Annotated in this window: 13 protein-coding genes and 4 tRNA genes; 15 read left to right on the top strand and 2 right to left on the bottom strand. The window is 46.6% G+C overall.

The window, feature by feature from the left end; all coding sequences use genetic code 11:
* Window positions 1-56: 56 nt before the first annotated feature.
* Both murB and birA read left to right on the top strand, forming a co-directional pair.
* Window positions 57-1,097, top strand: coding sequence for a UDP-N-acetylmuramate dehydrogenase (gene murB, locus PK654_RS14890; RefSeq protein ID WP_271696729.1), 1,041 nt, complete (start codon window positions 57-59; stop codon window positions 1,095-1,097).
* A gap of 2 nt (window positions 1,098-1,099) precedes the next feature.
* Window positions 1,100-2,053, top strand: a complete 954-nt coding sequence (gene birA / locus PK654_RS14885) for a bifunctional biotin--[acetyl-CoA-carboxylase] ligase/biotin operon repressor BirA (protein ID WP_271696728.1) — start codon at window positions 1,100-1,102, stop codon at window positions 2,051-2,053.
* A 7-nt stretch (window positions 2,054-2,060) separates the two neighbouring features.
* Here birA and coaA read toward each other — a convergent pair whose 3' ends face one another.
* Window positions 2,061-2,984, bottom strand: coding sequence for a type I pantothenate kinase (gene coaA / locus PK654_RS14880; RefSeq protein ID WP_271696727.1), 924 nt, complete (start codon window positions 2,982-2,984; stop codon window positions 2,061-2,063).
* 205 nt (window positions 2,985-3,189) lie between these two features.
* Here coaA and PK654_RS14875 point away from each other — a divergent pair.
* From PK654_RS14875 to rpoC, 13 genes are all read left to right on the top strand, one after another.
* Window positions 3,190-3,265, top strand: a tRNA-Thr gene (locus PK654_RS14875).
* 26 nt (window positions 3,266-3,291) lie between these two features.
* A tRNA-Tyr gene (locus PK654_RS14870) sits at window positions 3,292-3,376 on the top strand.
* Window positions 3,377-3,410: 34 nt separating this feature from the next.
* Window positions 3,411-3,485: transfer RNA gene (locus PK654_RS14865), tRNA-Gly, on the top strand.
* An 11-nt stretch (window positions 3,486-3,496) separates the two neighbouring features.
* Window positions 3,497-3,572: transfer RNA gene (locus tag PK654_RS14860), tRNA-Thr, on the top strand.
* 139 nt (window positions 3,573-3,711) lie between these two features.
* Window positions 3,712-4,896 carry an elongation factor Tu gene (tuf, locus tag PK654_RS14855; protein ID WP_271696726.1) on the top strand — a complete coding sequence of 395 codons (1,185 nt, stop codon included), beginning with the start codon at window positions 3,712-3,714 and terminating at the stop codon, window positions 4,894-4,896.
* A 229-nt stretch (window positions 4,897-5,125) separates the two neighbouring features.
* Window positions 5,126-5,503, top strand: a complete 378-nt coding sequence (secE, locus tag PK654_RS14850; protein ID WP_271696725.1) for a preprotein translocase subunit SecE — start codon at window positions 5,126-5,128, stop codon at window positions 5,501-5,503.
* A gap of 12 nt (window positions 5,504-5,515) precedes the next feature.
* On the top strand, window positions 5,516-6,064 hold the full coding sequence (nusG, locus tag PK654_RS14845; RefSeq protein ID WP_271696724.1) for a transcription termination/antitermination protein NusG: 549 nt from the start codon (window positions 5,516-5,518) through the stop codon (window positions 6,062-6,064).
* A 144-nt stretch (window positions 6,065-6,208) separates the two neighbouring features.
* Window positions 6,209-6,637: a 50S ribosomal protein L11 gene (gene rplK, locus PK654_RS14840; protein WP_261834260.1), complete on the top strand. Its 429-nt coding sequence runs from the start codon at window positions 6,209-6,211 to the stop codon at window positions 6,635-6,637.
* Window positions 6,638-6,641: 4 nt separating this feature from the next.
* Window positions 6,642-7,346, top strand: coding sequence for a 50S ribosomal protein L1 (gene rplA / locus PK654_RS14835; RefSeq protein WP_271696723.1), 705 nt, complete (start codon window positions 6,642-6,644; stop codon window positions 7,344-7,346).
* A 296-nt stretch (window positions 7,347-7,642) separates the two neighbouring features.
* The gene (gene rplJ / locus PK654_RS14830) at window positions 7,643-8,137 is read left to right on the top strand and encodes a 50S ribosomal protein L10 (protein WP_271696722.1); all 495 of its coding nucleotides are present in this window, start codon (window positions 7,643-7,645) and stop codon (window positions 8,135-8,137) included.
* A gap of 57 nt (window positions 8,138-8,194) precedes the next feature.
* The gene (gene rplL, locus PK654_RS14825) at window positions 8,195-8,563 is read left to right on the top strand and encodes a 50S ribosomal protein L7/L12 (protein ID WP_271696721.1); all 369 of its coding nucleotides are present in this window, start codon (window positions 8,195-8,197) and stop codon (window positions 8,561-8,563) included.
* 244 nt (window positions 8,564-8,807) lie between these two features.
* Complete coding sequence (gene rpoB / locus PK654_RS14820; RefSeq protein ID WP_271698899.1) at window positions 8,808-12,836, top strand: DNA-directed RNA polymerase subunit beta; 4,029 nt, start codon at window positions 8,808-8,810, stop codon at window positions 12,834-12,836.
* Between the two features lie 68 nt (window positions 12,837-12,904).
* A complete protein-coding gene (gene rpoC / locus PK654_RS14815; protein WP_271696720.1) occupies window positions 12,905-17,107 on the top strand; it encodes a DNA-directed RNA polymerase subunit beta' in 4,203 nt (1,400 codons plus the stop codon).
* A 172-nt stretch (window positions 17,108-17,279) separates the two neighbouring features.
* Here the strand turns inward: rpoC and rsd are convergent, their stop codons facing one another.
* Window positions 17,280-17,774 (bottom strand): sigma D regulator, encoded by a 495-nt coding sequence (rsd, locus tag PK654_RS14810; RefSeq protein ID WP_271696719.1) that lies wholly within the window; start codon window positions 17,772-17,774, stop codon window positions 17,280-17,282.
* Window positions 17,775-17,829: the final 55 nt, after the last annotated feature.

Genomic DNA, 17,829 nt, shown 5'->3' with positions numbered 1-17,829 from the left:
ATAGGGTAGAATAGCAGGTCATTACTTCAAATCCAGAATGCTATTCTAACCTAAACATGCAGATATATAAAAAAGCCAGTCTGAAGCAGTACCATACCTTTTCTATCGATGTCAGTTGCGAAGTTCTTATCCTTGTGGATACCGTAGATGAACTTATCTCCGTTTATCAGAGCAGTGAGTGGGCTGATTTGCCAAAACTGGTAGTGGGTAAAGGCAGTAATCTTCTGTTTACAGACTATTTTCATGGGGTCGTTATTGTTAATCGTATTCTCGGTAAAACGGTTTCTGAGGATCCTGAGAACTGGCTGCTGCATATTATGGGTGGAGAAGACTGGCCTGAGCTGGTGGCATGGGCAACAGAAAATGGCTATGCCGGGCTGGAAAATCTTGCCTTAATTCCGGGCTGTGCAGGTTCTGCCCCGATACAAAATATTGGTGCCTACGGTGTCGAATTTAAAGATATCTGTGACTATGTTGAAGTACTTTCTCTGCAGGACTTCTCCCTCAGCCGCTTAACCGCTGAAGAGTGTCAGTTTGGATACCGGGATTCGATCTTTAAACAGGTGCTATATGGAAAGGTGGTGATTACTTCAGTTGGCCTTAAATTGGCTAAAGAGTGGAAAGCCGTGGTTGATTACGGGAGCCTGAGAGATATTCCTGAGGCAGAACTCAGCGCTTTACGGGTGTTTACAGAAGTTTGCAGAGTCCGACAAAGCAAACTGCCTGATCCGGATGTTCTTGGCAATGCCGGCAGCTTTTTTAAGAATCCGGTTGTTTCTGCAGAAAAACATGCCGAACTGAAACAGCAGTTTCCTGACATTGTGGCTTTTCCTGCCGGAGACGGGATGAAGCTGGCCGCTGGCTGGTTAATTGATAAATGCGAATTAAAAGGTCAAACAATCGGCGGGGCACAGGTGCATTCAGAACAGGCTTTGGTTCTTGTTAACCGCGAGAATGCCACTGCTGAAGATGTGATCGCCCTTGCCGACCATGTGCGCAGTAAAGTTGAACAGAAGTATCAGGTGACCCTTGAGCATGAAGTTCGTTTTATGGGGATGCAGAATGAAACTTCACTCGCTGAAATCACAGGGAAATAGTCATGAGAGAACACGCGGTTAAGCAGAAGATCATCAAGCTTCTTTCTGATGGTCAGTTTATCTCCGGTGAAGAGGCCGGACAGCAACTTAATATTTCACGCGCCGCGATAAGTAAGCATATTAAAGGGCTCTCTGAATGGGGGCTGGATATCTACCGGGTTCACGGGCGTGGCTATAAGCTGGCAAAACCTCTTCAGTTACTGGAGCAGGGTAGGTTGTCCGAAGCGACTTCACTACCGGTAGAGCTGATACCTGTTATTGACTCAACCAACCAGTACTTACTGGAACGGGTAGAAAACCTCACGAGTGGTTCAGTTTGTATTGCTGAGTATCAGACTCAGGGACGTGGCCGGCGTGGCCGTCAGTGGGTTTCTCCTTTCGGTTCTAACCTTTATCTCTCTATGTATTGGCGGCTGGATGCCGGTATGGCAGCGGCAATGGGGCTGAGCTTAATCGTAGGCGTTGCTATCGCTGAGGCGCTGGAGCAGCAAGGTATTTCCGGAGTGAAGCTGAAATGGCCGAATGACCTCTATATTAATGATAGAAAGCTGGCCGGCATCTTAGTTGAAATGAGCGGACAGGCCGGAGGTGCTGCCCATCTGGTGATTGGTATGGGCTTGAATGTGGCTATGCCGGAGAACACCGCAGGCATTGACCAGCCATGGGTTTCCCTTGAAGAGATGGGGGAAGTGCCGGAAAGAAATCAACTGGCCTCTGCACTTATCAATGCGTGGAAGCTGGCATTAGAAGAGTATGAGCAGCGTGGAATGACAGGTTTTGTCAGCCGCTGGAATCGTCTGGATAACTTCTTAGATCGCCCTGTCCGCCTGCTGCTTGGCCCGAGAGAAATTAGCGGCATAGCCAGAGGTATCAACGAACAGGGAGCCTTACTTCTGGAAACAGAACAGGGCATTGAGAGCTTTATCGGCGGTGAGATCTCTCTCCGGGCTGGCTAGATCAGCCCTACTTTCTTAACAGTACTTCTTCTACGGTATGGTTTGAACCTTTCCTCAGAATCAACTGTGCCCGTTCACGGGTTGGCAGAATGTTCTGGGCAAGGTTTTTACCATTAATAGATCGCCATATATCCTGAGCTTTCTGAATAGCCTGCTGCTGATCCATCTTGGTGTAGTGGGAGAAGTAAGAGCCGGGTTTTCTGAAGGCGCTTTCGCGGAACTTAAGAAAACGCTCCACATACCACTTTTCAATCAGTTCAGAATCCGCATCGACAAAGATAGAGAAGTCGACAAAATCGGAAATAAACACCCGGTGCGGGTCATGAGGGTAGTCCATACCACTCTGCAATACATTCAACCCTTCAATAATAAGTACGTCAGGCTGGTCGACTACTTTCTCTTCTTTAGTAATGTCATAAGTAATATGAGAGTAAACCGGTGCCGTGACATTGCGCTTACCAGACTTCACATCGGAAACAAACTGCACCAGACGGCGCATATCGTAAGATTCCGGAAAGCCCTTCTTCTTCATCAAATCCCTTTCATTGAGCACACGGTTAGGCAACAGAAAACCATCGGTGGTGACCAGCTCAACGGAAGGGTGCTTGTCCCAGCGGGATAGAAGTGCTTTAAGCAATCTTGCGGTGGTACTTTTGCCTACGGCCACACTGCCGGCAATACCAATAATAAAGGTCCCCGACTGTTCGTGGCGATTGAGGAAGTTGTTAAGGACGGTATTACGGCTCTGACGGGCAGAGATATAAAGGTTAATCAGACGAGACAGGGGCAGATAAATTTCCACCGCCTCTTTCATGGTGAGACTTTCGTTGATCCCCTGCAGTTCTTGCAAATCATGTTCAGACAGCGTCATCGGGACGGAATTTCTCAGCTCAGCCCACAAGTGCCGGTCGAATGACATATAGGAGTTCATAGACAATCTCAAAACGGTTATATAGATGGCGAAAATACATCATGTAAAGATGAATTCAAGAGATATGGGTAACATAACTCAATAACACAGCAAGAATTTGGGTAAAAAAGCATCGAAAAACAGGAATATTCAGGAAATGGCAAATTTTTTTAATTTAGCTATTGCAAGGGCCAAGATCATCCCATAGAATGCGCTCCACTTATGTGCCGACTTAGCTCAGTAGGTAGAGCAACTGACTTGTAATCAGTAGGTCACCAGTTCGATTCCGGTAGTCGGCACCACTTTCTTTTAAGAAAGAGAAATTTTTGGAGGGGTTCCCGAGTGGCCAAAGGGAGCAGACTGTAAATCTGCCGGCTCCGCCTTCGATGGTTCGAATCCGTCCCCCTCCACCATATTCTTAAGGAAATAGCTCTCAGAGTTACGTGTGCGTGCATCGTATAATGGCTATTACCTCAGCCTTCCAAGCTGATGATGCGGGTTCGATTCCCGCTGCACGCTCCATTCTAAAGAGTGCTGATATAGCTCAGTCGGTAGAGCGCACCCTTGGTAAGGGTGAGGTCGGCGGTTCAAATCCGCCTATCAGCACCAGCTCTTTGCGCATTTTTTTCCTTTTGATACTTTTTTTTGACTAAACTAAGTTTAGTTCTGAAGAACAGTTTATTACCAAGATTTTTTTTGGTTGCGTGGTCATCAAAGCCACCTAAATCCGTACCTAGAGGGACAACTCATGTCTAAAGAAAAATTTGAACGTACGAAACCGCACGTAAACGTTGGTACTATCGGCCACGTTGACCACGGTAAAACAACTCTAACTGCTGCAATCTGTACAACTCTTGCTAAAGTGTACGGCGGTGAAGCGAAAGACTTCGCATCAATCGATAACGCTCCAGAAGAGCGTGAGCGCGGTATTACAATCGCAACTTCTCACGTTGAGTACGACACTCCAACTCGTCACTACGCACACGTAGACTGCCCAGGACACGCTGACTATGTTAAAAACATGATCACCGGTGCTGCTCAGATGGACGGTGGTATCCTTGTAGTAGCTGCGACTGACGGCCCAATGCCTCAGACTCGTGAGCACATCCTACTTGGCCGTCAGGTTGGTATCCCTTTCATCATCGTATTCATGAACAAATGTGACATGGTTGATGATGAAGAACTACTAGAACTAGTAGAAATGGAAGTTCGTGAACTTCTTTCTGAGTACGAATTCCCAGGTGATGACCTGCCAGTAATTCAAGGTTCAGCTCTTGGTGCCCTAAACGGCGAGAAAGAGTGGGAAGACAAGATTGTAGAACTAGCAGAAGCGCTAGATTCTTACATCCCAGAGCCAGAGCGTGCAGTAGACCAGCCGTTCCTACTTCCAATTGAAGACGTATTCTCAATCCAGGGTCGTGGTACAGTAGTAACTGGCCGTATCGAGCGTGGTATCCTACGTGTAGGTGACGAAGTAGAAATCGTTGGTATTAAAGAAACAACTTCAACAACTTGTACAGGTGTTGAGATGTTCCGTAAGCTTCTAGACGAAGGTCGTGCGGGTGAGAACGTTGGTGCACTTCTACGTGGTACTAAGCGTGAAGAAGTAGAGCGTGGTCAAGTACTTGCAGCTCCTGGTTCAATCACTCCACACACTAAGTTCGAGTCAGAAGTATACGTTCTGTCTAAAGATGAAGGTGGTCGTCACACTCCATTCTTCAAAGGCTACCGTCCACAGTTCTACTTCCGTACAACTGACGTAACAGGTAACATCGAGCTACCTGAAGGCGTAGAAATGGTAATGCCTGGTGATAACATCCAGATGACTGTTGAACTGATCGCTCCTATCGCGATGGACGAAGGTCTACGCTTCGCTATCCGTGAAGGTGGCCGTACAGTTGGTGCTGGTGTTGTTGCTAAAATCTTTGAATAAGATTTGACGAAACACTAGTAAAAAGGGCATCATTTGATGCCCTTTTTCTGCGCAAGACAAAAGAGAAGATACGATTTAGTGTCCAACTCATTGAAAAGCAAAGAATTTAATGGTCAAGGTGTAGTATCTTGGCTTAATAATACGCCAAATTATTTAGCGTATTAAGAATGAGCCCTGCAACAGCGGGGTTGTTGTCGTCTATATTTAAGACTTGTGACAGGTTGGTTCTATGAAAGCAAACGCTGAAACTCCAAATAGCTCAAGTACAGCAGATATCTTTAAGTGGGTCGTCGCTTTTGCTCTGTTGGCCGCTGCTGTTGTGGGTAATTACCTGTATGGTGAATTGTCTGTTGTTATTCGTGCAGCAGGTGTTGTTGTACTGATTGCTGCTGCACTGGGTGTTGCGGCTACAACAGCAAAAGGTAAAGCCGCGATCACTTTTGCACGGGAGTCTCGTATTGAGGTTCGTAAAGTTGTCTGGCCTACGCGTCAGGAAACAGTGCAGACTACACTGATTGTATTGGCTGTATGTATTGTTATGGCTCTGGTTCTTTGGGGTATCGACGGCATTATGGTTCGTCTGGTTAACTTTGTAACTGGAATGTGAGGATCTTAATTCATGAGTGAAGCTCCAAAAAAACGCTGGTATGTAGTTCAGGCCTTTTCAGGCTATGAAGGCCGTGTAGCTCAATCTCTTCGCGAACATATTAAAATGCATGCGATGGAAGATTACTTCGGTGAGGTTCTGGTCCCTACTGAAGAAGTTGTTGAAATGCGTGCTGGCCAGCGCCGCAAGAGTGAGCGTAAATTCTTCCCGGGCTATGTTCTGGTTCAGATGATCATGAATGATGAATCATGGCACCTAGTACGCAGTGTTCCTCGTGTAATGGGCTTCATTGGTGGTACTTCTGACCGTCCTGCACCTATCACAGATAAAGAGGCGGATGCGATTCTTAACCGCCTTGAGCAAGCTAGCGAAGCTCCACGTCCTAAGACGATGTTTGAAGCGGGTGAAGTGGTACGTGTTAATGAAGGTCCGTTTGCTGACTTTAACGGTACTGTTGAAGAAGTGGATTACGAGAAGAGCCGCCTGAAAGTGTCTGTATCGATCTTTGGTCGTGCAACACCGGTTGAGCTTGAGTTTGGTCAAGTGGATAAACTTGATTAAAAAAACACCCTTTTAAGGTTGTATAAGGCGCGAAATCTGATTATAATTTCGCGCCTTTTTACTAGTCTCTTAGTAAAAAGAGTCTAATTACTCACGGGGAGCTGGTGATTACACTAGCGTCTGAACCCAAATTTAGGAAATATCATGGCTAAGAAAGTTGAAGCTTATATCAAGCTGCAAGTTGCAGCGGGTATGGCAAACCCAAGTCCACCGGTTGGTCCTGCTCTAGGTCAGCACGGTGTTAACATCATGGAATTCTGTAAAGCGTTCAACGCAAAAACAGAATCTGTTGAGAAAGGTCTTCCAATCCCAGTTGTTATCTCTGTATACAACGACCGTTCTTTCACTTTTGAAACTAAGACTCCACCAGCGGCAGTTCTTCTTAAGAAAGCTGCAGGCGTTAAGTCTGGTTCAGGTCGTCCAAACACTGAAAAAGTGGGTACAGTGACTGACGCACAGCTTCAGGAAATCGCAGAAACTAAAGCTGCTGATATGACTGGTGCTGACATCGAAGCGATGAAGCGTTCTATCGCAGGTACTGCTCGTTCAATGGGCCTAGTGGTAGAGGGATAAGATCATGGCAAAACTTACTAAGCGCATGCGCGTAATCCGCGAAAAAGTTGACGTAACTAAAGAGTACGAAATCAACGAAGCTATCGCTCTTCTTAAAGAACTTGCTACTGCTAAGTTCGTAGAAAGCGTAGATGTAGCTGTTAATCTTGGCATTGACGCTCGTAAATCTGATCAGAACGTACGTGGTGCGACTGTTCTTCCTCACGGTACTGGCCGTGAAATCCGCGTAGCAGTATTCACTCAGGGTGCAAACGCTGAAGCAGCTAAAGAAGCTGGTGCTGACATCGTTGGTATGGAAGATCTTGCTGAGCAGGTTAAGAAAGGCGAAATGAACTTCGACGTAGTTGTTGCTTCTCCAGATGCAATGCGCGTTGTTGGTCAGCTAGGTACTATTCTTGGTCCTCGCGGTCTTATGCCAAACCCTAAAGTTGGTACTGTAACTCCTAACGTTGCTGACGCTGTTAAGAACGCGAAAGCTGGTCAGGTTCGTTACCGTAACGACAAGAACGGCATCATCCACACTACTATCGGTAAAGCGACTTTCGAAGCTAACCAACTTCAGGAAAACCTTGAAGCACTATTGGTTGCTCTTAAGAAAGCTAAGCCTTCTTCAGCGAAAGGTACTTTCCTGAAGAAAGTAAGCATCTCTACTACAATGGGTGCTGGTGTTGCTGTTGATCAGGCTAGCCTGAACACTCAAGCAAACTAATTTGCATAGGCGCAAAATTGATGTATAATTCTGCGCCTATTTAATTGTGGTTGGGGCTGTGATCACAAAATTGTTTTTAAATTCCGTTTTTTAAACAAGCTTAGTGAACTTAGTCTCCGTCCAAGACCGTAGGCGTTCTGAACTTTTTGTGAGGAACTTAATAAAACCTACGTAGATGGTGCCCGAACTGACAGAAAGCCAAACTTTCATAGATTGTCTTTCTTCTGGGAATGCACTGTATTTACTCTCACTAATTTTTAGTGAGTAGTGTAACGACAACCAGGAGTAAATCCAAAATGGCTTTAAACCTTCAAGACAAAAAAGCAATTGTTGCTGAAGTCAACGAAGCGGCCGGTGATGCACTTTCTGCAGTTGTAGCTGACTCTCGTGGCGTTACTGTTGGCGCAATGACTTCTCTACGTAAACAAGCTCGTGAAGCGGGTGTTTACATGAGAGTTGTGCGTAACACACTAGCACGTCGCGCTGTGGAAGGCACAGACTACGAATGTCTACAAGACGTATTCGTAGGTCCAACTTTGATCGCATTCTCTAACGAGCACCCAGGTGCTGCTGCGCGTCTTTTCAAAGACTTCGCAAAAGAGAACAAAGAATTTGAGATCAAAGCTGCTGCATTTGAAGGCGCAGTTACTGACGCTGAAGTACTGGCGACACTACCAACTTACGACGAAGCTATCGCACGCCTAATGATGTGCATGAAAGAAGCTTCTGCAGGCAAGCTGGTACGTACTATCGCTGCACTACGCGACCAAAAAGAAGAAGCTGCGGCTTAAGCCTTGCTTTTCACTGGTTGCTATTTAAACTTATTGTTGATTTAAAAGAGAATTGTTATGTCTATTACAAACGAGCAAATCCTAGACGCAGTTGCAGAAATGTCTGTAATGCAAGTTGTTGAGCTTATCGAAGCTATGGAAGAAAAATTCGGCGTTTCTGCTGCAGCAGCTGTTGTTGCTGGCGGCGCTGCTGGCGGTGAAGCTGCAGAAGAGAAAACTGAATTTGACGTAATCCTAACTGGCGCTGGCGGTAACAAAGTTGCTGTAATCAAAGCAGTACGTGCAGCTACAGGCCTAGGTCTTAAAGAAGCTAAAGGTCTAGTTGACGGTGCTCCAGCACCACTTAAAGAAGCTGTTTCTAAAGAAGAAGCTGAAGCTCTTAAAGCACAACTAGAAGAAGCTGGTGCTTCTGTTGAAGTTAAGTAATTATTACTTAATTTCTTAGCCGAAAGGCTAATGGCTGGTGGTTTATTGACCACCGGCCTTTTTGCGCTGTAGGGTCTTGGTGAATTTTCCGCTGTTTAAGCACCAAGTATCCATGCAAAAAACCGCTATGCTATTTCTGTCAGCATAGGGTCTACAGTAAACAGTTGTTAGTTACTGTCCCGCTCTTTTCTAAAGGAAAATGAATGGACAGTTTGGGTCACTTATCAGCGAGCTGAGGAACCCCATGGTTTACTCTTATACCGAGAAAAAGCGCATCCGTAAGGACTTTGGTACTCGTCCACAAGTTTTGGACATTCCATATTTGCTATCGATCCAGCTCGATTCGTTCGACAAATTTATCGAACAGGATCCTGAGGGGCAATACGGTCTTGAGGCTGCTTTTCGTTCTGTATTTCCGATTCAGAGCTATAACGGCAATTCTGAGCTGCAATACGTTAGCTATCGTCTTGGCGAGCCAGTTTTTGATGTTAAAGAATGTCAAATCCGTGGTGTAACTTATTCAAAACCACTACGCGTTAAACTGCGTCTAGTTGTGTTTGATAAAGATGCACCGGCCGGTACTGTAAAAGACATTAAAGAACAAGAAGTCTACATGGGTGAAATCCCACTGATGACTGACAATGGTACCTTTGTAATTAATGGTACCGAGAGGGTTATCGTATCCCAGCTGCACCGAAGCCCAGGCGTGTTCTTCGACAGCGACAAAGGTAAAACCCACTCATCAGGTAAAGTTTTATATAACGCACGTGTTATCCCTTACCGTGGCTCATGGCTGGACTTTGAGTTCGATCCTAAGGATAACCTGTACGTACGTATCGACCGTCGTCGTAAACTGCCTGCTTCTATCATCCTTCGCGCACTGAACAAGACTACAGAAGAGATTCTGGACATCTTCTTCGAGAAAGTGAACTTCGAAGTGAAAGACCAGACTCTGATGATGGAGCTGGTACCGGATCGCCTACGTGGTGAAACGGCAACATTTGATATTGAAGCTAATGGCAAGACTTACGTAGAGACTGGTCGTCGCGTTACTGCTCGTCATATCCGTCAGCTTGAAAAAGATGGCGTTGAGTTCATCGAAGTACCAGTTGAGTACATCGTTGGTAAAGTATCTTCTAAAGATTACATCAATGAAGATACCGGCGAGATTATTGTAGCTGCGAACCAAGAGATTAGTCTGGAAGTTCTGGCGAACTTGTCTCAGGCTGGTCACAAAAATCTACAGGTGCTGTTCACCAATGACCTAGACCATGGTCCGTTCATGTCTGATACGCTACGTATCGACAGTACTGTTGACCGTCTGTCTGCTCTGGTAGAAATCTACCGCATGATGCGCCCGGGTGAGCCACCAACAAAAGAAGCTGCTGAAGCTCTGTTTGACAGCCTGTTCTTCTCTGAAGAGCGCTATGATCTGTCAACAGTTGGTCGTATGAAGTTTAACAGCTCTATCATGCGCGAAGATGCTGGTGATCAAGGTATCCTTGATGAAACTGACATCATCGAAGTAATGAAGAAGCTTATCGCTATACGTAACGGTATCGGTGAAGTTGATGATATCGACCACCTTGGTAACCGTCGTATCCGTAGCGTAGGTGAAATGGCAGAAAACCAATTCCGTGTTGGTCTTGTTCGTGTAGAACGTGCTGTTAAAGAGCGTCTGAGCCTTGGTGACCTTGATGCAATCATGCCTCAGGATCTGATCAACGCTAAGCCTATTTCAGCGGCTGTTAAAGAATTCTTTGGCTCTTCACAGCTTTCTCAGTTTATGGACCAGAACAACCCGCTGTCAGAAGTAACGCACAAGCGTCGTATTTCTGCACTTGGTCCGGGTGGTCTGACTCGTGAGCGTGCTGGTTTTGAAGTACGTGACGTACACGTTACGCACTACGGACGTCTGTGTCCTATCGAAACACCTGAAGGTCCGAACATCGGTCTGATCAACTCACTATCTGCATTTGCACGTTGTAATGACTATGGTTTCCTAGAGACTCCATACCGTCGTGTTGTAGATGGCATTGTAACTGACGAAGTAGATTACCTGTCTGCTATCGAAGAAGGTCAGTTCATCATTGCTCAGGCAAACTCTGCCCTGACTGAAGAAGGTTCTTTCGAGGAAGAGCTGGTTACAGCACGTCAGAAAGGTGAATCCGGTCTGCACCCACGCGATCAGGTTAACTATATGGACGTTGCAACCAACCAGGTTGTATCTGTGGCGGCATCTCTGATCCCATTCCTGGAACACGATGATGCGAACCGTGCATTGATGGGTGCGAACATGCAACGTCAGGCGGTTCCGACACTACGCGCAGACAAGCCTCTTGTAGGTACTGGTATTGAGCGTAACGTAGCGGTTGACTCCGGTGTTACTGCAGTAGCGAAACGTGGCGGTATGATCCAGTCTGTGGATGCATCACGTATCGTAGTTAAGGTTAATGAAGATGAGTTGGTACCAGGCGAAGCGGGTATCGATATCTATAACCTGACTAAGTACACCCGTTCTAACCAGAACACTTGTATCAACCAGCGTCCGACTGTACTGCCTGGTGAACCAGTGGCTAAAGGTGATGTACTGGCAGATGGTCCTTCTACGGACCTTGGTGAACTGGCTCTTGGTCAGAACATCCGTCTGGCATTCATGCCTTGGAATGGTTACAACTTTGAGGATTCAATCCTTGTTTCTGAGCGTGTCGTTCAGGAAGACCGTTTCACAACTATCCACATTCAGGAGCTATCTTGTGTTGCTCGTGATACTAAGCTGGGTAGTGAAGAGATCACAGCTGATATTCCAAACGTTGGTGAGTCGGCTCTGTCTAAACTGGATGAGTCCGGTATTGTTTACATCGGTGCTGAGGTTAAGGGTGGTGACATCCTGGTTGGTAAAGTAACCCCTAAAGGTGAAACCCAGCTTACTCCTGAAGAGAAACTGCTACGTGCCATCTTCGGTGAAAAAGCATCTGATGTTAAAGATACTTCTCTGCGTGTTCCTAACTCAGTGTCAGGTACGATTATCGACGTTCAGGTCTTCACTCGTGACGGCGTTGAAAAAGATAAGCGTGCTCTTGAAATTGAGCAGATGCAGCTTAAAGAAGCGAAGAAAGACCTTACTGAAGAGTTTGAAATTCTGGAAGGTGGTCTTCTTGCACGTGTTAAAGCTGTACTTATCGCAGGTGGTTACTCTGAAGCTAAGCTTGAGACTATCGGTCGTAAGAGATGGCTGGAACAGACTCTTGAAGATGATGATCTACAAACCCAGCTTGAGCAACTTGCTGAGCAGTGGGACGAGCTGAAAGCAGACTTCGATAAGAAGTTTGACAACAAGCGTCGTAAGATCACTCAAGGTGATGATCTGGCACCTGGCGTACTGAAGATCGTTAAGGTTTACCTTGCGGTTAAACGTCGTATCCAGCCTGGTGATAAGATGGCCGGTCGTCACGGTAACAAGGGTGTAATCTCTAAGATCAACCCTGTTGAAGACATGCCATACGATGAGAAAGGCCAGCCGGTTGATATCGTACTGAACCCACTGGGTGTACCGTCTCGTATGAACATCGGTCAGATCCTTGAAGTTCATATGGGTCTGGCGGCGAAAGGTATCGGTGACAAGATTAACCAGATGGTTAAAGAGCAGCAGGAACTGGCTAAGTTCCGTGAGTTCTTACAGAAGGTTTACAGCCTTGGTGATACCCGTCAGAAAGTTGATATCGCTGCACTGTCTGATGATGAAGTACGTACACTGATCAAGAACCTACGTGGTGGTCTGCCGATCGCTACTCCGGTATTTGATGGTGCACCAGAGTCATCAATCAAAGAGCTATTGAAACTGGGTGATCTGCCAGAATCTGGTCAGCTACGCCTGTTTGATGGTCGTACTGGTGATGAGTTTGAGCGTCCTGTAACTGTAGGTTACATGTACATGCTGAAACTGAACCACCTTGTTGATGACAAGATGCACGCACGTTCAACTGGTTCTTATAGCCTGGTAACTCAGCAGCCACTTGGTGGTAAAGCTCAGTTCGGTGGTCAGCGCTTTGGTGAGATGGAAGTATGGGCACTGGAAGCATACGGTGCTGCTTACACTCTACAAGAGATGCTAACAGTTAAGTCCGATGACGTGAATGGTCGTACTAAGATGTATAAGAACATCGTAGACGGTAACCATAGCATGGAACCTGGTATGCCAGAATCCTTCAACGTACTGTTGAAAGAGATCCGCTCGCTAGGTATCAACATCGAGCTAGAAGACGAAGAGTAATCCTGACGGATTATCGGTAGAAAGGTACTCGAAGCCGGGTACCTTTTAACTCCTCACAGGAGCTGATTGTGAAAGACTTATTAAACTTTCTAAAAGCACAGCATAAGACCGAAGAATTTGATGCAATCAAAATCGGTCTGTCTTCACCAGACATGATTCGTTCATGGTCTTTTGGTGAAGTTAAAAAACCTGAAACGATCAACTATCGTACGTTCAAGCCAGAGCGCGATGGTCTTTTCTGTGCGCGTATTTTTGGCCCGGTTAAAGACTACGAATGTCTTTGTGGCAAATATAAGCGTCTGAAACACCGTGGTGTTATCTGTGAGAAGTGTGGCGTTGAAGTTACACAAACTAAAGTTCGTCGTGACCGTATGGGTCACATTGAACTTGCTTCTCCAGTAGCACATATCTGGTTCCTTAAATCACTACCGTCTCGTATCGGTCTGTTAATGGATATCCCACTGCGTGATATCGAACGCGTACTTTACTTTGAAATGTACGTGGTGACTGAGCCGGGCATGACTGACCTTGAAAAAGGCCAGATGCTGACTGAAGAAGAGTATCTGGATCGTCTGGAAGAGTGGGGTGATGAGTTCACTGCTAAGATGGGTGCAGAAGCGATCAAAGATCTGCTTTCTACTATGGACCTTCAGGCAGAAACTGAACAAATGCGCGAAGAGCTTGAGTCTACAAACTCAGAAACTAAGCGTAAGAAAATCACTAAGCGCCTGAAGCTGGTTGAGGCATTTATCTCCTCTGGTAACAACCCAGAGTGGATGATCCTGACTGTTCTTCCGGTTCTGCCACCAGATCTACGTCCTCTGGTACCACTAGATGGCGGTCGCTTTGCGACTTCAGATCTGAACGACCTATACCGTCGTGTGATCAACCGTAACAACCGTTTGAAGCGTCTCTTAGAGCTAGCGGCTCCGGACATCATCGTACGTAACGAAAAGCGTATGCTGCAAGAGTCTGTTGATGCACTTCTTGATAACGGTCGTCGTGGTCGTGCGATCACAGGTTCTAACAAGCGTCCTCTGAAATCTCTTGCTGATATGATCAAGGGTAAGCAAGGTCGTTTCCGTCAGAACCTTCTAGGTAAGCGTGTAGACTACTCTGGCCGTTCTGTAATCACAGTAGGTCCATACCTTCGTCTGCACCAGTGTGGTCTTCCTAAGAAGATGGCACTAGAACTATTTAAACCATTTATCTACAGCAAGCTGGAAACTCGTGGCATGGCTACGACTATCAAAGCAGCTAAGAAGATGGTAGAGCGCGAAGAAGCGATCGTTTGGGATATCCTGGACGAAGTAATTCGTGAACACCCGGTACTACTGAACCGTGCACCAACACTTCACCGTCTTGGTATTCAGGCGTTCGAACCAGTACTGATCGAAGGTAAAGCGATTCAGCTACACCCACTAGTGTGTGCGGCTTATAACGCCGACTTCGATGGTGACCAGATGGCGGTACACGTACCTCTGACTCTGGAAGCTCAGCTTGAAGCACGTACACTGATGATGTCGACAAACAACATTCTGTCGCCAGCGTCAGGTGATCCTATCATCGTACCTTCTCAGGACGTTGTATTGGGTCTTTACTACATGACTCGTGACAAGATCAACGTGAAAGGTGAAGGTATGTACCTTGCCGGCCCTGAAGAGGCTGAGAAGGCATACCGTACTAAGACTGCCGAGCTTCATGCCCGCGTTAAAGTACGTATCACTGAGACCGTTGTTGATGAAGATGGCGAAAGTGTAACTGAGACCAAACTAGTAGATACTACTATTGGTCGTGCAATGCTTTGGCAGATTGTTCCTGCCGGCCTGCCGTTCAGCCTGGTTAACCAGAAGCTTGGTAAGAAACAAATTTCTACCCTTCTGAACGAGGCGTACCGTAAGCTTGGTCTTAAAGATACGGTAATCTTTGCTGACCAGATCATGTACACAGGTTTTGCATACGCTGCACTTTCAGGTGTATCTGTAGGTATCGACGATATGGTTGTACCGGCAGCGAAATACACTGAAATCTCTGAAGCTGAAGAAGAAGTTCGCGAAATCCAGGAGCAATTCCAGTCTGGTCTTGTTACCGCGGGTGAGCGCTATAACAAAGTTATCGATATCTGGGCGTCTACCAACGACCGTGTTGCGAAAGCGATGATGGATAACCTGTCTTCTGAAACTGTGGTTAACCGCGACGGTGAAGAAGAACAGCAAGAGTCTTTCAACAGCATCTATATGATGGCCGACTCCGGTGCTCGTGGTTCTGCAGCGCAGATTCGTCAGCTAGCCGGTATGCGTGGTCTGATGGCTCGTCCGGATGGTTCGATCATCGAAACACCGATCACAGCGAACTTTAAAGAAGGTCTGAACGTACTTCAGTACTTTATCTCAACGCACGGTGCCCGTAAGGGTCTTGCGGATACAGCACTGAAAACAGCGAACTCCGGTTACCTGACTCGTCGTCTTGTAGACGTTGCTCAGGACGTAGTAGTTCATGAACACGACTGTGGTACCCATGAAGGTATCGACATGATGCCTCACATTGAAGGTGGTGACGTTAAAGTTGCACTTTCTGAGCTGGCACTTGGTCGTGTAGTTGCTGAAGATGTTCTTAAGCCGGGTACTGAAGACGTACTGATCCCACGTAATACTCTGATTGATGAGAAGTGGTGTCAGATCATGGAAGACAACTCTGTTGACCGTATGAAAGTACGTTCTGTTGTTACCTGTGATGCCGACTTTGGTTGTTGTGCACAGTGTTATGGTCGTGACCTTGCTCGCGGTCACTTGGTTAACCAAGGTGAGGCAGTGGGTGTTATCGCTGCTCAGTCTATCGGTGAACCGGGTACACAGCTTACCATGCGTACGTTCCACATCGGTGGTGCTGCATCGACAGCTGCCGCAGAGAACAGCATTCAGGCGAAGACAACAGGTACCGTTAAACTTCACAACGCTAAGTTCGTAACCAACAAAGATAACAAGCTGGTTATCACTTCTCGTGCATCTGAGCTGACTATCGTAGATGAGTTCGGCCGTACTAAAGAGAAGCACAAACTGCCTTACGGTTCTCTTCTGAGCAAGAAAGACGAAGAAGCAGTTAACGCTGGTGAAGTTGTTGCTAACTGGGAAGCGCACACCATGCCAATCATTACTGAAGTGGCAGGTCGTATCCAGTTTGTAGACATGATTGATGGTGTGACGGTTTCTCGTCAGACTGATGATCTGACAGGTCTTTCTTCAAGTGAAGTAACAGACGCTGCTGCTCGTCCGTCAGCTGGTAAAGATATGCGTCCTGCTATCAAGCTGGTTGATGCGAAAGGCAATGACGTAATGATCCCAGGTACTGATATGCCTGCTCATTACTTCCTGCCGGGCAAAGCGATTGTACAGATCGAAGACGGCGCTGAAGTAGGTATTGGTGATACTCTTGCACGTATTCCTCAGAAATCTGGCGGAAACAAAGATATTACCGGTGGTCTGCCACGCGTAGCTGACTTGTTCGAAGCACGTAAGCCGAAAGAGCCTGCGATTCTTGCTGAGCACACAGGTACTGTGAGCTTTGGTAAAGAGACCAAAGGTAAGCGACGTCTGGTTATCACTCGCGAAGGTGGCGACACTTACGAAGAGATGATTCCTAAGCATCGTCAGCTGAACGTATTCGAAGGTGAGAAGATCGAACGCGGTGACGTTATCGCTGACGGTCCTGAAACTCCACATGATATCCTGCGTCTGCGTGGTATCCGTGCGGTAACTCAGTACATCACTAACGAAGTTCAGGAAGTTTACCGTCTGCAAGGCGTTAAGATTAACGATAAGCACATTGAAACTATCGTTCGTCAGATGCTGCGTAAGTGTACTATCACATTTGCTGGTGACTCTGAGTTCCTGGCAGGTGAGCAGGTAGAATACGCTCAGGTTAAGATCGCTAACCGTGCTCTTGAAGCGGAAGGCAAAGAGCCTGCACGTTTTGAGCGTGAGCTACTAGGTATCACTAAAGCGTCTCTTGCAACTGAGTCCTTTATCTCAGCGGCATCGTTCCAGGAAACGACTCGCGTACTAACAGAAGCTGCGGTTTCTGGTAAGCGTGATGACCTTCGTGGTCTGAAAGAGAACGTAATCGTTGGTCGTCTGATCCCTGCCGGTACAGGTTTTGCCTACCATCAGGACCGTCAGAAGCAGCGTGAAGGTGGTCAGGAAGCACCGTCTGCAGAGCAGGCAACTGACAATCTGGCAGCGCTTCTGAACGCTGGCTTCTCTTCAGAAGAGTAAGCATCAGATACAGACTAAATAAAAAGCACCTTCGGGTGCTTTTTTAATGCCTGCAATATAGACAAAGCTTTATGAGCTTCAGCCAGTGAGTTATCAGCGGCTAAAACTAAAACGAGCCCCTCTCTGTGTTTCAAGAGAGAAGCTCGCGGTAAAATCTATGTCAGATGGCAGCTTACGCTCCGGGCGGAACCGCCAGACTATCAGCGATTAACTGGATTAGCTGGTCTTCTACTTCAAAGCGCGTTTCAATTATCTCGCCAATCAGAGAAAGATCGCTATCAAACCCTTCCAGTCTGTCGTCTGCACTGACACCGGCGTACTTATCGGTAAAATTAAGCAGCGGATCTGTGGTTAAAACGATTCGGCCATAGGTCTGATTAATATCATCTGTTGGAGAAAAACCGGTAGACTTCCACTTATCCATCACCATTTCATAAATTTTAAAATGACCTTCGGATATGTAGTCGACCAGATGCTGGCAAAATGACTGAAGCTCTTCGGGGGAGGGCAGCTTGCTAATAGGCTTATTAGCCGCACCAGGCTGCAAAGAAGCCAGCTTGCAAAACTCTACGATTAAAATCTGGCGTGTATCTAACCAGTGATCGATCACCTCACTGGAGCCGCCCCACTGTTCTTGTACTTGTTTGAATTTATTTAACATGACCATGTCCCTCATGATCAGATTGCTAATCGTTAGCAATCGAAATTCCCTGAAAAATCAG

This window comes from Vibrio sp. SCSIO 43137, assembly GCF_028201475.1.
Classification (GTDB): domain Bacteria; phylum Pseudomonadota; class Gammaproteobacteria; order Enterobacterales; family Vibrionaceae; genus Vibrio.
The sequence above is the reverse complement of the archived record's forward strand: the minus strand, read 5'-3'. Positions and strand labels throughout refer to the sequence as shown.

Coding starts and splice junctions, on each gene's coding strand:
- murB (WP_271696729.1), top strand. CDS start 57: ATGCAGATATATAAAAAAGCCAGTCTGAAGCAGTACCATACCTTTTCT.
- birA (WP_271696728.1), top strand. CDS start 1,100: ATGAGAGAACACGCGGTTAAGCAGAAGATCATCAAGCTTCTTTCTGAT.
- coaA (WP_271696727.1), bottom strand. CDS start 2,984: ATGAACTCCTATATGTCATTCGACCGGCACTTGTGGGCTGAGCTGAGA.
- tuf (WP_271696726.1), top strand. CDS start 3,712: ATGTCTAAAGAAAAATTTGAACGTACGAAACCGCACGTAAACGTTGGT.
- secE (WP_271696725.1), top strand. CDS start 5,126: ATGAAAGCAAACGCTGAAACTCCAAATAGCTCAAGTACAGCAGATATC.
- nusG (WP_271696724.1), top strand. CDS start 5,516: ATGAGTGAAGCTCCAAAAAAACGCTGGTATGTAGTTCAGGCCTTTTCA.
- rplK (WP_261834260.1), top strand. CDS start 6,209: ATGGCTAAGAAAGTTGAAGCTTATATCAAGCTGCAAGTTGCAGCGGGT.
- rplA (WP_271696723.1), top strand. CDS start 6,642: ATGGCAAAACTTACTAAGCGCATGCGCGTAATCCGCGAAAAAGTTGAC.
- rplJ (WP_271696722.1), top strand. CDS start 7,643: ATGGCTTTAAACCTTCAAGACAAAAAAGCAATTGTTGCTGAAGTCAAC.
- rplL (WP_271696721.1), top strand. CDS start 8,195: ATGTCTATTACAAACGAGCAAATCCTAGACGCAGTTGCAGAAATGTCT.
- rpoB (WP_271698899.1), top strand. CDS start 8,808: ATGGTTTACTCTTATACCGAGAAAAAGCGCATCCGTAAGGACTTTGGT.
- rsd (WP_271696719.1), bottom strand. CDS start 17,774: ATGGTCATGTTAAATAAATTCAAACAAGTACAAGAACAGTGGGGCGGC.